Source organism: Kitasatospora sp. NPDC088351, from assembly GCF_040685575.1.
GTDB lineage: Bacteria > Actinomycetota > Actinomycetes > Streptomycetales > Streptomycetaceae > Kitasatospora.
On record NZ_JBFBIL010000043.1, the window covers coordinates 59,596 to 72,320 of the forward strand.

Sequence of the window (12,725 nt, forward strand, 5' to 3'; positions counted from 1 at the left end):
GACCCCGAAGGGCCCGACGTGCGCGATACTGGGATTGAACCAGTGACCCCTACCGTGTCAAGGTAGTGCTCTCCCGCTGAGCTAATCGCGCGGGGAGGTTCTTCCGGCAGAACCGGTCGATCCTCTTGGAGGTGGAGACGGGATTTGAACCCGTGTAGACGGCTTTGCAGGCCGTTGCCTCGCCTCTCGGCCACTCCACCAGGCAACACTCGAAGAACGATCTTACACTGTTCTCCATCGAGCGGACGACGAGATTCGAACTCGCGACCCTCACCTTGGCAAGGTGATGCTCTACCAACTGAGCCACGTCCGCCTGTCTCCCGGGATCTTCACCGCTTTTCTTCGGCTGCGCTCCCTGGCGACGTGTTGAACTCTAGCGGATTCCCGGGCCAGCTAAAAATCCGTTCCCGCAGCGTGCCGAGGGGGTGTCCCTCGAGTGCCGTTCCGTCAGCCGCTCCGGAGGGCCGTCGCGCCCCGTCGGCGGCGAAGCCGGACGATCATCCGCAGGCCATCCGTCGCACACCCGCGCGATGCCCGCGCCTGCTCACGACCCCGGCGCGCACCCCCGACCTACACTTCAGGCACCGCAGCCCCGCCACCCGTGCAGGAGAACCGTGTCCGGCCCCATCGCCCCCCTCACCCCGCTCGCCCGTTTCGGGGGCCGCCTCGCCACCGGGCTGCGCGACGTCACCTCGGATCCGGCCGCGCTGGACTCCACCGGCTACTGGGCCGTCGCCCACGACTTCGAGGGCCGGCTCACCTGCGCCCGCTTCGACGACGTCCGCCCCGCCCCCGCGCCCCCGGCCGTCGCCGGCTGGCTCGGCCCGGCCGCCGGCACCTGGCACAGCTCCCTCGACCGCGCCGCCTACACCGCGGGGGTCCGCCGGATCCGCGAGCACATCGCCGCCGGCGAGGTCTACCAGGCCAACCTCTGCCGCGTCCTCTCCGCGCCACTGCCCGACCCGGCCCGCTCCGACGTCGACGCCCTGACAGGTCTGCTCGCCCACGGCAACCCGGCCCCCTATGCCGGAACGATCCGGCTCCCGCAGCACGGCGTCGAGATCGCCACCGCCTCACCCGAGCTCTATCTGCGCCGCGACGGCCATACCGTCTCCTCCGGCCCGATCAAGGGCACCGGCCGCACCGAGGACGACCTGCTGGAGAAGGACCACGCCGAGAACGTGATGATCGTCGACCTGGTCCGCAACGACCTCGGCCGGGTCTGCCGGACCGGCACCGTCACCGTCCCCGATCTCTGCGCCGTCGAGAAGCACCCCGGCCTGGTCCACCTGGTCTCCACCGTCCAGGGCACCCTGCGCGCCGACGCGGGCTGGCCCGCCCTCCTCGACGCCACCTTCCCGCCCGGCTCCGTCACCGGCGCGCCCAAGTCCAGCGCGCTCCGGATCATCGACGCCCTGGAGACCGCCCCGCGCGGCCCCTACTGCGGGGCCGTCGGCTGGGTGGACGCGGACCGGGGCGAAGCCGAACTCGCGGTCGGCATCCGCACCTTCTGGATCGACCGCACCGACCCCGGCACCCCCCTCCTGCGCTTCGGCACCGGCGCCGGCATCACCTGGGGCTCCGACCCCGAGCGCGAGTGGGCGGAAACCGAACTGAAGGCCGCCCGCCTGGTCGCGATAGCGTCGGGCACCGAAACCGACTGAAGCGGGGCGAACGCCAGGAGCCGAACGGGAACCCCCGGCCCCGGCGCAGCGCTCCGCACAAGCGCCCTGAGGAGCACCCCTCGATGCAGAACCCCACCAAGAGCTGGGTCAACGGGTCACTCGTCGACTCGGCCGACGCCGCCGTGTCCGTCCTCGACCACGGACTCACCACCGGCGACGGGGTCTTCGAGACCATGAAGGCCGTCGACGGCCGGGCCTTCGCCCTCACCCGCCACCTCGACCGGCTCACCCGCTCCGCCCGCGGCCTCGGACTGCCCGACCCCGGCCACGACCTGGTCCGCGAGGCCTGCGCCCAGGTCCTCGCCGCCAACCCCGTGCCGCTCGGTCGCCTGCGTGTCACCTACACCGGCGGCCCGGCCCCGCTCGGCTCCGAGCGCGGCGACGACACCCCCACCCTGGTCGTCGCCCTCTCCGCCGCCGGCCGCCGCCCCGACACCACCGCCGTCGCCACCGTCCCGTGGCGCCGCAACGAGCACAGCGCCGTCGCCGGCCTCAAGACCACCTCCTACGCCGAGAACGTCGTCGCCCTCGCCGCCGCCCACCGCGCCCACGCCTCCGAGGCCCTCTTCGCCAACACCGCGGGACGGCTCTGCGAGGGCACCGGCTCCAACGTCTTCGTCGTGATCGACGGACGCCTGCTCACCCCCGCCCTGGCCTCCGGCTGCCTGGCCGGCATCACCCGCCGGCTGGTCATCGACTGGTCCGGCGCCGAGGAGGCCGACCTGCCGTTCAGCGCACTCCAGGACGCCGAGGAGATCTTCCTCACCTCCACCCTGCGCGACGTTCAGGCCGTCACCCGCGTCGACGACCGTGAACTCGCCGGACCCGGCCCCGTCACCGCCAAGGCCATGGCCGTCTTCACCGAGCGCAGCGGCGACGACCTCGACCCGTGAGCCCCACCCCGCGCCCGGGCACGGATAGAACCCCCGGACGGTGGGGAGGGAGCACCACATGACCACCACGCTGCGCCCCGAGGGCCCGGAAACACCCACCGCCGAAGGCGGCCGAACCAGACGCTGGCTGATCTGCGCCAACGGCCACCCGGTCGGCGCGCTGCGCACCACCGCAGTCCTCAGGGGAGGGCAACTCTGGGGCGAGATAGCGGAGTTGGAGGTCCGCGAAGGCCGCGGACGAGGGCGCGGCACCTTCGGCGCGCTGGCCGCCGAGGAGGTGCTGCGCGGCTGGGGCTGCGTCCGGGTGGACGCCGACATCTCCGAGCCTGCGCCCGTCGCCCGCGCCCTCGCCACCACCCTCGGCTACACCGAGCGGATGCGGAGCATGTCCAAGCGGCTCACCGCCCCGCCCGGGCTGCCGGCCGGCGCCGTCGTGCGCCGGATCGACGCCGAGGCCTTCCCCCACTGGCTCGCCACCGTCAAGGAGGTCTATCTCGGCCACCTGATCTCCTCCGGCCTCAGCCCGGAGCAGGCGCGCGCCAAGTCGGACGCCGACCACGTGCAGCTGCTCCCGCAGGGCGCGGAGACCTCGGGCGTCGCCCTGCGCCGGCTCTACGGGGACGGGCCGGACCCGCTGGGCTCGCTCTGGCTGGCCCTGCGGGTCCGCGAGCTGCCCGACGGCGCCCCGCTGGCCTGGGTGATGGTGGTCCAGGTGGACGGGCCCCACCGGGGCCGGGGCCACGGCCGGTCGCTGATGCTGCTCGCCGAACGCGAGTGCCTGGCCGCCGGAGTGCGCGACCTCGCGCTGAACGTCTTCAGCGACAACGAGGTCGCGATCCGCCTCTACGACTCGCTCGGCTACCGGACCGTCAACCGGGTCTACGGCAAGCCGCTCATCTGACGGTCGGTCGGGAATCCCGCGCGGCCTCGATGGCGGCGACGATCCGGGCCCGCAGGCCGTCCTGGCTCTGCCCGCCGTCCAGCCGCTGCCCGGCGATCACGTACGTCGGCGTGCCCGTCACCCCGATCGCCTTGCCCTCGGCCTGGTCGGCGTCCACGATCAGCGTGTGCCTGCCGTCGACCAGCGCCGTGTCGACCTCCTCGGCGTCCACCCCGACCTCGCGCGCCACCTCGAGCAGCAGCTCCTCGCCGCGCGTGTCCAGCTCCTCGACCCGGGCCAGCAGCGCCTCCACGTAGGGCCACCCCAGCCCCTGCGCGAACGCCTCCTCGGCGGCCTGCGCGGCGGCGTAGGCGTGCTTGTGCTTCTCCAGCGGGAAGTGGCGCAGCTCGACCGGGAGCGCGTCGCCGTACTCGGCGCGCAGCGCCCGTACGTCGTCCAGGGCGGTGCGGCAGTCCGGGCACTGGAGCTCGCACCAGAACTCGAGACGGGGGAGGGAACCTTCGATCATGTCCTCAGTGTTCCACTAATAGGCCCCGCGCCGGGTCGGCGGTGCGATCGGGGCCGGACCGACAGGAGGGCCTGATGACCAGGACGACTGGACGAGACGGGGTGCGGCCATGCTGACGGCGGCGGTCAGTTTCCTGCTCACGGCGGCCGGGGTGGCCGTCGCCGGGCTGCGCGCGTACCGGCGGCGCTTCCTCTCCGCGATCCGCTGGTTCGCGGTGGCCCTGCTGCCGGCCGGGCTCTATCTGACCGGCCTCTTCCCGGTGGCGCGGACGATCGGCCACGAATTCGCCGACTGGGCCGCCAAGCTGGTGTTCGACCCCCGGGTCTGGACCGGCATCGCGCTGCTCGCGGTCTCGGCCGGTCTGCTGCTCGCCACCCGCTGGGTGGGCCGCCGGGCCGTCGAGGCCTCCGGGACCCGCCCGGCCGCGACCGGACCGGCCCCGGCCCGCCCCGCGGTCACGGCCGCGTCGGACCAGGGCAAGACCGCCGCCCCGAAGGCCAAACCGGCCAGGAAGCGGGACGACGGTCTCGGCGACTTCGACGACATCGAGGAGATTCTCCGCCGGCGCGGCATCTGACCCGGCCCGGGAGCACGGCCCCGGGAGCACGGCTCAGGCGGACGGCACGGCCTCCGCCGAGCGCTGGCGCGCCCGGTAGGCGGCGACGTGCAGCCGGTTGCCGCAGGTGCGGCTGTCGCAGTAGCGGCGGGAGCGGTTGCGGGAGAGGTCCACGAAGACCCGCGCGCAGTCCGGCGCCTCGCAGCGGCGCAGCCGCTCGCGTTCGCCCGCCATCAGGATGAACGCCAGCGCCATGCCCAGCTCGGCCGCCAGGTGGTCGCCGAGGGCGGCGTGCGGCGCGAAGTAGTGGATGTGCCAGCCGTGGTGGTCGTGGTTGGTCAGCCGGGGCGTGGTGCCGGCGTCGGCGACCAGGGCGTTGACCAGCTCGGCGGCCTCGGCCGTGGACTCGGTGCCGAACACCTCCCGCAGCCGGGAGCGCAGCTCGTGCACCTTGCGCAGGTCGTCCTGGGTCAGCGAGTCGACCTCGCTGATCTCCTGGCGGATCACAAAGGCGTCCAGCGCGGCCACGTCGGGCAGCAGCTCGGTGCCGCACACCTCGGGTGCGGTGTTGAGCAGCTCGACGAGGATGCTCAGCGCGCACTCGGTGTCATGGGTGATCAGCACGTTGGGGGCTCCTCGCGCGGAGGGGGCCGTCGGCACCCCACGTCTACGGTTAACCCCAGACCTTACCGGGCTGTGCCGCCGAAGGATGGCCGCTTTCTTCGAAGAGGTGTACGGATGTCGTCAGGGTGTGCGATCGCGGCGCCCGGCGCCGGTGCGCGGGGGAAACCGACGGCGCCCGGCAGCGAGGCCGGCCACCCGTACGGATGGCCGGCTCCGGTGCCGGGCGCCTGTGGTGCTCGGCCCGCTCCGGTGGGAGCGGGCCGTACACCGGCCCCGAGACCGCGTCGTGCGCGGCTGAGTCTGCGGCCGTGCCCCCGAGTAGGACGGCTGCGATGACGGCAGGGGGTGACCACCCCGCCGGCAGCGGGGCGTGACCTCCTCCGGTTGGGGTCAGCTTTCGGCGAGGATGTGGGACAGCTCCCGGTCGAGGTCGAAGTGACGGTGTTCGGTGCCAGGGGGTACGGCGGCGTCCGTCCGCTTGAGAAACGACTCAAGCGCCCGGGCCGGGGCCTCCAGCAGGGCTTCTCCTTCCGGAGAGCTCAGCGCGATGCAGACCACCCCTTGCCCGTGGCTGCGCGACGGCCACACCCGGACGTCACCGGTACCGGTGGGTCGGTGCAGCCCCTCCGCAAGGAGATCTCGGGCGAACACCCACTCCACGGTCTCGTCGGCGCCGGTGTGGAACGTGGCGTGCACGGCATAGGGGTCGGCGGTGTCGTAGCGCAGGCCCGCGGGGACGGGCAGTGAGGACTCGCTGGACACGATGAGGCGCAGGTGCAGCTCGCAGCTGACCGTGGTGTTCATAAGCGCCATGGCCTTTCGCTCAGTGTGCGCTCGGGGAATCGCACGTCGGCGAACGGACCATCCCACCCCCACGACCGATGTAAACCCCTCTGTCCCGATTCGGGGGCGAGTCGTACCCCTTACGGCGCATTGCGGAATCGGCCCGGAGCGCCCGGCGGGGCATTACCCGGGGACTTCTCGGTTAGTTTCCCGGCATGACTGTGCGAAGCGACAGGACACGCGGGAACGCGGGCGGGAAGACGGGAACGGGTGATGCGGTGGTGCCGGACGACTCCGGGGCGGCGGGCGAGGGCGCGGACGAGGAGCGGGCGGGCGTCGACGGCGGCCGGCCGCTCGGCTCGCGTGCGCCGCACTTCGTCCGGCGGTCCCGGTCGCTGCACCTGAGCTGGCAGGTGGCGGTCTTCCTGATCGGCCTCGCCGTGGTGGTGATCGGCGTGATCATGCTGCCGCTGCCCGGCCCCGGCTGGGTGGTCATCTTCCTGGGCATGGGCATCTGGGCGACCGAGTTCGTCTGGGCCCAGCTGGCCCTGCGCTGGACCAGGCGCAAGGTGGCCGAGACGGCCCAGAAGGCCATGGACCCGAGGGTCCGGCGTCGCAACCTCACGTTCACCGCGGTCGGCCTGGCCGTGATCGCCGGCCTCGGCGGCTGGTACCTGTGGAGGTACGGGCTGGTCGTGCCCTGGACGATCAACGGCAACTGAGCCGTGCGGGGTGTCCCGGGTGACGGGAGCCCGAAGCGGGGGTGTTCGGACCACCCCGCGGGATGCGGTAATGTTTTCCCTGCACCCGGGCGATTAGCTCAGCGGGAGAGCACTTCGTTCACACCGAAGGGGTCACTGGTTCGATCCCAGTATCGCCCACCGGAATGCATTGTGATATGTGAGGCCCAGTCGATTATCGGCTGGGCCTCACATGTATTTCCGGAATCCCGGGAGCGGCCTGCCCGGAATCGGGCTGAAGCGCAGTCATCTTCCGTGCGGAGCCGTAGTTCTGTGGATCCGCCGGGCGGCCGCCCGGGGGGAACGAGTTGTACGGCACCCCCCAATTGGTGCTACTGTTCTTCTCGTTGCCCGGGCGATTAGCTCAGCGGGAGAGCACTTCGTTCACACCGAAGGGGTCACTGGTTCGATCCCAGTATCGCCCACCGGACAGCATGCAGGCCCTGATCGGGAGACCGGTCGGGGCCTGCGGCGTCTTCGGGAACCCCCGCCGCGACGCCCCTGTTACGCGGCGACCTCGCAGCTGTGCTCCGGCCCCGGCCGCCGCCCGCAGCCGCACCGGGCCGGGCGCAACGGCCAGGACGGGTCCACCCGCTCCGGCGTCCCCGACCGGTCGAACCAGCTCTGCAGCCCGCGGGCCTGCGCCGCGTGCCAGACCGCCTGCCGCAGATGCAGCTCGGCCGGCGACAACCCGCCCAGCCCCACCGGGTAACGGGCGCCGATCGTCCGGACCAGCTTCAGCGCCGCCGTCGCGTCCGCCGCGGCGTCGTGCGCGCCGGTCAGCTCCACGCCGTAGTGCGCGCACAGGTCGGTGAGTGTGCGGCGACCCTTGCGGTAGCGGTCCATGTGCTTGTCCAGCACCCGCGGGTCCAGCACCAGCAGACCGTCCGGACCCAGCCCGTCGGCCAGCGACCGGCCCCGGTGCCGGCGCAGCTCCCGGTCCAGCAGCGTCAGATCGTAGGGCGCGTTCATCACCACCAGCGGTCGCCCGGCGCGGGCCTGTTCGGCGAGGGCGTGGGCTATCTCGGCCACCACCACGTGCGGTGGGCGGCCGAACGCGCGCACCCGCTCGTCGGTGATGCCGTGCACCGCGCGGGCGCCGTCCGGGATCGGGACGCCCGGGTCGGCCAGCCAGGTCGAGGTCCGGGCCGGTGTGCCCGGTGCGAGCTGGACGATCAGGGCGGCCGAGACGATCCGGTCGGTCTCGACGTCCACGCCGGTCGTCTCGGTGTCGAAGGAGGCGAGCGGGCCGGTGTACCACTGCTGCTGCATGACTGCCCCTCAGGTACTGCGTTCCGCCCGGTTGATACCCGCTTCTGACGCCCGCTCAACCGTTTGGCGCAGCCCGGGTCGGGGATGCTGCCGTCGGGTGTCCCGTTCGAATCCGGACGGGCCCGGGGCCGGGGGAGGCAACGGGGCGATGGCGCTGACACAGCCGCAGCCCGAGGGGGCGGCGGCCGTCCTGCGGGGCAATCTGGCCGTGACGGCCTGCATGGAGACGCTGCAGGTCGGCTATCTGCACGCGGTCGCGGCGGCGGCCGGCTGCTCGCTCTCCCAGCCCTTCCCGGACAACGGCATCGACTGGCAGGTCAGCCACGGTTCCGCGGCGCACGAGGTGGACGACGAGGTCACGATCAAGATCCAGCTCAAGGCCACCCAGCAGATCGCGGCCGGTCCAGGCGGGCCGTACTTCAGCTTCACCCTGGACAACGACCACCTGCGCAAGCTGGCGCGGGTCCGGGTGGCGGTGCCCAGGATCCTGGTCGTGATGCTGCTGCCACGCCGGGTCGACGACTGGCTGGAGGCCCGGCCGGACGCGCTGGAGCTGCGGCACTGCTGCTACTGGATCAACCTGGCCGGCCACCCGGTGACCGGCCGGCAGCGCACCAACGTCCGCGTGCCCGTCGCGAAGGTCTTCGACGACCGGGCGCTGTGCGACATCATGGCGCGGGTCGGCGCGGGCGGCAGCCCGTGACGGCCCGGCCCCGACGGGGAGGAGCAGGACCATGACGCTGCCAGACGGGCCGCCGGAGGGTGCCCGGGCACTGCCCGACCCGGCCGCCGTCGACCCGGCGGTCCTCGCCACCCTGCTCGCCCGGCACGGCTGGGTACGGCGGGGCGGCCCCTCGGCCCGGTACGGACGCTGGACGCCGCCCGGCGACACCGACCCCGGCACCAGCCTGCTGGTCCCGGCCGGGGACGGCTTCGACGACGCGGTCGACCTGCTCGCCGACGCCGTCACCGCGCTGTCCCGCTCGCGCAGCCCGTCCGCCCGTTCGATCCTGCTGGCACTCGCGGTGCCGGGCGACGAGCTGCGGTGGCGGCGCGAACTGCCGGGCCCGGCCGGCGCCGCGCCCTGGGACGGCGCCGAGCGGCTCCAGCGGGCCGCGCGGGCGATGCTCGTGGCCGGTGCCAAGGCCGGGCGGACCAGGGCCGCGTACTTCGGCGCCCGGCTGGACGCCTGGGCCGGTGACTTCCTGGACCGTGTCCTGGTGGTCGAGAACGGCGCCGGACTCACCGCCTACGCCCCCGCGCCCGAGGGCCGGGCGGCGGTGACCACCCTGGTCCGCGCCCTGGAGGCGCTGCGCGACGCGGTGGACTACCGCCGGGTCAGCGGCGGGCCCGAGGCCTTCGAGAACGCGGTGCAGGCCGGGGTCAGCCGCGAGCTGGTGCAGTCCGTCGAGGAGTTGGTGCGCGGCGCGACGGCGGCGCAGCTGACCGTCTCCTGGTCGGCCGCCGCCGGAACGCCGGGCGGCTTCGGCGACCGGCGGATCGCCCTGGAGTTCTCCCCCGGGGACCTGCCCGCCCTCGAAGAGGCCGCCGAACTGCTGGAACGGATCGAGCCCGCCGTGGCGGTCACCGTCGTCGGCATCGTCGTCCGCCTCAAGCGGTCCGACCCGGCAGGGCCGGGCACGGTACGGCTGCGGGTGCTCGGCGGGGCCGAGGTCACCGAGGTGAGGATCCGGCTCGGCGACGCCGCGTACCGGCTGGCCGCCGAGGCCCACCTGGCGGGCACCCCGGTCCGGGTCAGCGGCCGGCTGGAGCGGCGGGGCGGCTTCCGGCGGCTCGCCCACCCGCGCGGCCTGGAACCGTGCGGGCTGGAGGAGGCCGAGCGGGAGCGCCTGCTGAAGACCCTGGGGGAGGGGCGGCAGGGGACGTAGTTGCACGGCGGGGGTGGTGCTCTCGGTACCATCGTCACGCGCAGCGCAGTGTTGCGTCCTATGAATCCAGCACGTCAGGAGAGACCGGTGACGGACGTCCGGGTAATCATCAACCGCGAACCCGATCGGGAAGAGCGCGTGGTGACCACGGGCACTACGGCCGCCGAGCTCTTCGCCGACGACCGCTCGATCATCGCCGCCCGCGTCGGCGGTCAGCTCAAGGACCTCGCCTACGCCCTCCAGGACGGCGACGAGGTCGAGCCGGTCGGGATCGGCAGCAAGGACGGCCTGGACATCCTGCGCCACTCCACCGCGCACGTCATGGCGCAGGCCGTGCAGCAGCTCTTCCCGGAGGCCAAGCTCGGCATCGGCCCGCCGGTCAAGGACGGCTTCTACTACGACTTCGACGTCGAGAAGCCGTTCCACCCCGATGACCTCAAGGCCATCGAGAAGAAGATGCAGGAGATCATCAAGCGGGGGCAGAAGTTCTCCCGCCGCGTGGTCGCCGACGACGACGCCCGCGACGAGCTCGCCGCCGAGCCGTACAAGCTGGAACTGATCGGCCTCAAGGGCTCGGCCTCCGCCGAGGACGGCTCGAACGTCGAGGTGGGCGGCGCCGAGCTGACCATCTACGACAACCTGGACGCCAAGACCGGCGAGCAGTGCTGGGGCGACCTCTGCCGCGGCCCGCACCTGCCCAGCACCCGGCACATCCCGGCGTTCAAGCTGATGCGCAACGCGGCCGCCTACTGGCGCGGCAGCGAGAAGAACCCCATGCTCCAGCGCATCTACGGGACCGCCTGGCCGACCAAGGACGAGCTGAAGGCGCACCTCGACTTCCTGGTCGAGGCCGAGAAGCGCGACCACCGCAAGCTCGGCAACGAGCTCGACCTCTTCTCCATCCCCGAGGAGATCGGCTCCGGCCTCGCCGTCTTCCACCCCAGGGGCGGCATCATCCGCCGCACCATGGAGGACTACTCGCGCAAGCGGCACGAGGAAGAGGGCTACGAGTTCGTCTACACCCCGCACGCCACCAAGGGGAAGCTCTTCGAGAAGAGCGGTCACCTGGACTGGTACGCCGACGGCATGTACCCGCCCATGCAGCTGGACGAGGGCATCGACTACTACCTCAAGCCGATGAACTGCCCGATGCACAACCTGATCTTCGACGCGCGCGGCCGCTCGTACCGTGAACTGCCGCTGCGCCTCTTCGAGTTCGGGACGGTGTACCGCTACGAGAAGTCCGGCGTCGTGCACGGCCTGACCCGTGCCCGCGGCTTCACCCAGGACGACGCGCACATCTACTGCACCCGCGAGCAGATGGCGGAGGAGCTCGACTCCACGCTGACCTTCGTCCTGGACCTGCTCCGCGACTACGGTCTGACCGACTTCTACCTGGAGCTGTCGACCAAGGACGAGGAGAAGTTCGTCGGCAGCGACGAGACCTGGGAGGAGGCCACCGCCGTCCTGGCGAGCGTGGCCGAGAAGCAGGGCCTGCCGCTGGTGCCGGACCCGGGCGGCGCGGCCTTCTACGGCCCGAAGATCTCGGTGCAGGCCAAGGACGCCATCGGCCGGACCTGGCAGATGAGCACCATCCAGCTGGACTTCAACCTGCCCGAGCGCTTCGACCTGGAGTACACGGCGGCGGACGGCTCGCGCCAGCGGCCGGTCATGATCCACCGCGCGCTGTTCGGCTCGATCGAGCGCTTCTTCGCGGTGCTGCTGGAGCACTACGCCGGCGCCATGCCGCCGTGGCTGGCCCCGGTCACCGTGACCGGCATCCCGATCACCGACGAGCACGTGCCCTACCTCCTGGAGGTCGCGGCCGAGCTGAAGAAGCGCGGGATCCGGGTCGAGGTGGACACCTCGGACGACCGGATGCAGAAGAAGATCCGCAACGCCCAGAAGTCCAAGGTCCCGTTCATGCTGATCGCCGGCAACGACGACGTCGAGGCGGGTGCGGTGTCGTTCCGCTACCGCAACGGCGAGCAGAAGAACGGCGTGCCGCGTGACCAGGCGATCGCCGAGATCGTGGACGCCGTGGAGCGCCGCATCCAGGTGTGAGGCGTTCCCCGCGTGAGCGGGTGATACCCGGCGCTTCGGCGGATCCGGGGTACGTCCTGGTCCCCGCTCACGCGGGGGCCGCGGGGCAGGCTCCTGACGAGTCTGCCCCGCACTGCTTTGCAAGCCCTGCCGGGCGAATATGCTGATCAGCATGACGACTGAGCCGGAACTGCAGCGGGGCGTCGGCGAGCCGGACGGCTTCCGCCGCCTCTGGACCCCCCATCGGATGGCGTACATCCAGGGCGAGAACAAGCCCACCGGCCCGGCTCCGGACGACGGTTGCCCGTTCTGCTCGGTCCCGTCGCTGAGCGACGAGGACGGGCTGGTCATCGCACGCGGCAGCGCCGTGTTCGCGGTGCTCAACCTGTACCCGTACAACGGTGGGCACCTGATGGTGGTCCCGTACCGGCACGTGGCCGACTACACCGAGCTGGACGAGGCGGAGACGGCCGAGCTGGCGGTGTTCACCAAGAAGGCGATGACCGCGCTGCGGGCGGCCTCCGGGGCGCACGGGTTCAACATCGGGATGAACCAGGGCACGGCGGCCGGCGCCGGGATCGCGGCGCACCTGCACCAGCACGTGGTGCCGCGCTGGGGCGGGGACACCAACTTCATGCCGGTGGTCGGCCACACCAAGGTGCTGCCGCAACTGCTGGCGGACACCCGCAAGATGCTGGCCGAGGTCTGGCCGCAGGGCTGAGGCCGAGCCCTGACACCGCGAGAGCGGAGGGGCCCGCCCTCCCGGCCGTTCGCCGTGGCCACCGCGGTGTAGAGCGCGTCCATTGGTCGGTTCCCTTCCGTCTCGGCGGC

The 12,725-nt window shown here is 72.3% G+C and carries 13 protein-coding genes and 5 tRNA genes; 11 read left to right on the forward strand and 7 right to left on the reverse strand.

Annotated elements, in window-relative coordinates; genetic code table 11:
• Positions 1-19: 19 nt before the first annotated feature.
• The 3 genes from AB0P06_RS26090 to AB0P06_RS26100 form a co-directional block, all read right to left on the reverse strand.
• A tRNA-Val gene (locus tag AB0P06_RS26090) sits at positions 20-91 on the reverse strand.
• Between the two features lie 35 nt (positions 92-126).
• Positions 127-200 (reverse strand) — tRNA-Cys (locus tag AB0P06_RS26095).
• Between the two features lie 40 nt (positions 201-240).
• Positions 241-313: transfer RNA gene (locus AB0P06_RS26100), tRNA-Gly, on the reverse strand.
• Positions 314-626: 313 nt separating this feature from the next.
• Here AB0P06_RS26100 and AB0P06_RS26105 point away from each other — a divergent pair.
• From AB0P06_RS26105 to AB0P06_RS26115, 3 genes are all read left to right on the forward strand, one after another.
• On the forward strand, positions 627-1,664 hold the full coding sequence (locus tag AB0P06_RS26105; protein ID WP_363611364.1) for a chorismate-binding protein: 1,038 nt from the start codon (positions 627-629) through the stop codon (positions 1,662-1,664).
• A gap of 83 nt (positions 1,665-1,747) precedes the next feature.
• The gene (locus AB0P06_RS26110) at positions 1,748-2,578 is read left to right on the forward strand and encodes an aminodeoxychorismate lyase (protein ID WP_363611336.1); all 831 of its coding nucleotides are present in this window, start codon (positions 1,748-1,750) and stop codon (positions 2,576-2,578) included.
• 58 nt (positions 2,579-2,636) lie between these two features.
• The gene (locus AB0P06_RS26115; RefSeq protein ID WP_363611338.1) at positions 2,637-3,479 is read left to right on the forward strand and encodes a GNAT family N-acetyltransferase; all 843 of its coding nucleotides are present in this window, start codon (positions 2,637-2,639) and stop codon (positions 3,477-3,479) included.
• Here AB0P06_RS26115 and AB0P06_RS26120 read toward each other — a convergent pair.
• Positions 3,472-3,987: a DsbA family protein gene (locus AB0P06_RS26120; protein WP_363611340.1), complete on the reverse strand. Its 516-nt coding sequence runs from the start codon at positions 3,985-3,987 to the stop codon at positions 3,472-3,474. The genes AB0P06_RS26115 and AB0P06_RS26120 overlap by 8 nt on opposite strands.
• Before the next feature lie 109 nt (positions 3,988-4,096).
• Here AB0P06_RS26120 and AB0P06_RS26125 point away from each other — a divergent pair, with 109 nt between their 5' ends.
• A complete protein-coding gene (locus AB0P06_RS26125) occupies positions 4,097-4,564 on the forward strand; it encodes a hypothetical protein (RefSeq protein ID WP_363611343.1) in 468 nt (155 codons plus the stop codon).
• Positions 4,565-4,597: 33 nt separating this feature from the next.
• Here AB0P06_RS26125 and AB0P06_RS26130 read toward each other — a convergent pair whose 3' ends face one another.
• Together AB0P06_RS26130 and AB0P06_RS26135 are read right to left on the reverse strand one after the other, a co-directional pair.
• Complete coding sequence (locus AB0P06_RS26130) at positions 4,598-5,167, reverse strand: CGNR zinc finger domain-containing protein (protein WP_363611345.1); 570 nt, start codon at positions 5,165-5,167, stop codon at positions 4,598-4,600.
• Positions 5,168-5,557: 390 nt separating this feature from the next.
• Entirely contained in the window at positions 5,558-5,971 is a 414-nt protein-coding gene (locus AB0P06_RS26135) for an SsgA family sporulation/cell division regulator (RefSeq protein ID WP_030056266.1), read from the reverse strand.
• 194 nt (positions 5,972-6,165) lie between these two features.
• On the opposite strand from AB0P06_RS26135, the gene AB0P06_RS26140 reads away from it, so the two are divergent.
• The 3 genes from AB0P06_RS26140 to AB0P06_RS26150 all read left to right on the forward strand — a co-directional run bounded on the left by AB0P06_RS26140 (position 6,166) and on the right by AB0P06_RS26150 (position 7,115).
• Entirely contained in the window at positions 6,166-6,672 is a 507-nt protein-coding gene (locus tag AB0P06_RS26140) for a TIGR02611 family protein (RefSeq protein ID WP_363611347.1), read from the forward strand.
• Positions 6,673-6,759: 87 nt separating this feature from the next.
• Positions 6,760-6,831 (forward strand) — tRNA-Val (locus AB0P06_RS26145).
• A gap of 212 nt (positions 6,832-7,043) precedes the next feature.
• Positions 7,044-7,115: transfer RNA gene (locus tag AB0P06_RS26150), tRNA-Val, on the forward strand.
• 79 nt (positions 7,116-7,194) lie between these two features.
• On the opposite strand, the gene AB0P06_RS26155 is transcribed toward AB0P06_RS26150, so the two are convergent.
• Positions 7,195-7,962 (reverse strand): 3'-5' exonuclease, encoded by a 768-nt coding sequence (locus tag AB0P06_RS26155; RefSeq protein WP_363611348.1) that lies wholly within the window; start codon positions 7,960-7,962, stop codon positions 7,195-7,197.
• Between the two features lie 148 nt (positions 7,963-8,110).
• Here AB0P06_RS26155 and AB0P06_RS26160 point away from each other — a divergent pair, with 148 nt between their 5' ends.
• The 4 genes from AB0P06_RS26160 (at position 8,111) to AB0P06_RS26175 (ending at position 12,615) form a co-directional block, all read left to right on the forward strand.
• Entirely contained in the window at positions 8,111-8,665 is a 555-nt protein-coding gene (locus AB0P06_RS26160) for a DUF4365 domain-containing protein (protein WP_363611350.1), read from the forward strand.
• Positions 8,666-8,696: 31 nt separating this feature from the next.
• On the forward strand, positions 8,697-9,851 hold the full coding sequence (locus tag AB0P06_RS26165) for a hypothetical protein (RefSeq protein WP_363611352.1): 1,155 nt from the start codon (positions 8,697-8,699) through the stop codon (positions 9,849-9,851).
• A gap of 87 nt (positions 9,852-9,938) precedes the next feature.
• Positions 9,939-11,915, forward strand: a complete 1,977-nt coding sequence (gene thrS / locus AB0P06_RS26170; protein ID WP_363611354.1) for a threonine--tRNA ligase — start codon at positions 9,939-9,941, stop codon at positions 11,913-11,915.
• 139 nt (positions 11,916-12,054) lie between these two features.
• Positions 12,055-12,615: an HIT domain-containing protein gene (locus AB0P06_RS26175; protein WP_363611356.1), complete on the forward strand. Its 561-nt coding sequence runs from the start codon at positions 12,055-12,057 to the stop codon at positions 12,613-12,615.
• Positions 12,616-12,725 lie beyond the last annotated feature (110 nt).

Excerpts from the sequence above, each read along its gene's own strand:
- AB0P06_RS26175 (WP_363611356.1), top strand. The coding sequence starts at position 12,055 with ATGCTGATCAGCATGACGACTGAGCCGGAACTGCAGCGGGGCGTCGGC.
- AB0P06_RS26115 (WP_363611338.1), top strand. The coding sequence starts at position 2,637 with ATGACCACCACGCTGCGCCCCGAGGGCCCGGAAACACCCACCGCCGAA.
- AB0P06_RS26110 (WP_363611336.1), top strand. The coding sequence starts at position 1,748 with ATGCAGAACCCCACCAAGAGCTGGGTCAACGGGTCACTCGTCGACTCG.
- AB0P06_RS26155 (WP_363611348.1), bottom strand. The coding sequence starts at position 7,962 with ATGCAGCAGCAGTGGTACACCGGCCCGCTCGCCTCCTTCGACACCGAG.
- AB0P06_RS26135 (WP_030056266.1), bottom strand. The coding sequence starts at position 5,971 with ATGAACACCACGGTCAGCTGCGAGCTGCACCTGCGCCTCATCGTGTCC.
- AB0P06_RS26160 (WP_363611350.1), top strand. The coding sequence starts at position 8,111 with ATGGCGCTGACACAGCCGCAGCCCGAGGGGGCGGCGGCCGTCCTGCGG.
- AB0P06_RS26165 (WP_363611352.1), top strand. The coding sequence starts at position 8,697 with ATGACGCTGCCAGACGGGCCGCCGGAGGGTGCCCGGGCACTGCCCGAC.
- AB0P06_RS26120 (WP_363611340.1), bottom strand. The coding sequence starts at position 3,987 with ATGATCGAAGGTTCCCTCCCCCGTCTCGAGTTCTGGTGCGAGCTCCAG.
- AB0P06_RS26140 (WP_363611347.1), top strand. The coding sequence starts at position 6,166 with ATGACTGTGCGAAGCGACAGGACACGCGGGAACGCGGGCGGGAAGACG.
- AB0P06_RS26125 (WP_363611343.1), top strand. The coding sequence starts at position 4,097 with ATGCTGACGGCGGCGGTCAGTTTCCTGCTCACGGCGGCCGGGGTGGCC.